A 445-nucleotide genomic window follows, 5' to 3' on the forward strand; every position below is an offset into this window, starting at 1 on the left:
TCTTTCATTCCAATACCTTAAAATTTACGCACGCTGCTTAGTGGCAGTTAGGGTCCACAAGACTTTTACTTCAGCCATTCTTCATCCTGCTTTTCAAGATCTTCTTCAGAAATCAATCTGTTGTTCTCGATATCGCTTTCGCTCATCAACAGCATTTCTATCTGCTCTGAGGAAAGAGCAATTTCCTCTTCACCTTCAGTAGCACTTAGAATTTTTTCGATTGCTTCTAATAGTTGGCTGTTGCTACTAATCATGACACGATCAATAATCTTATTTCTAAGCTTTTGAATATTTTCCATACATCAACTATTTATGCTTTGATCAAAGATAATACAAAATAATCGGAGGTGTAATGTTATAGGGGCTTTGGAGATTTCTATTTACGACAATTGTTTTTTATAGATTTGGGAAATTAATATGATCTCATAGCGGGAGATAAAATAGA

General features: G+C 34.6%; 1 protein-coding gene. It reads right to left on the reverse strand.

What is annotated here, in order from left to right; translation table 11 throughout:
• Window positions 1–65 precede the first annotated feature (65 nt).
• On the reverse strand, window positions 66–299 hold the full coding sequence (locus HC176_RS16560) for a hypothetical protein (protein ID WP_167920103.1): 234 nt from the start codon (window positions 297–299) through the stop codon (window positions 66–68).
• Window positions 300–445: the final 146 nt, after the last annotated feature.

It is taken from the genome of Tamlana crocina, assembly GCF_012037625.1.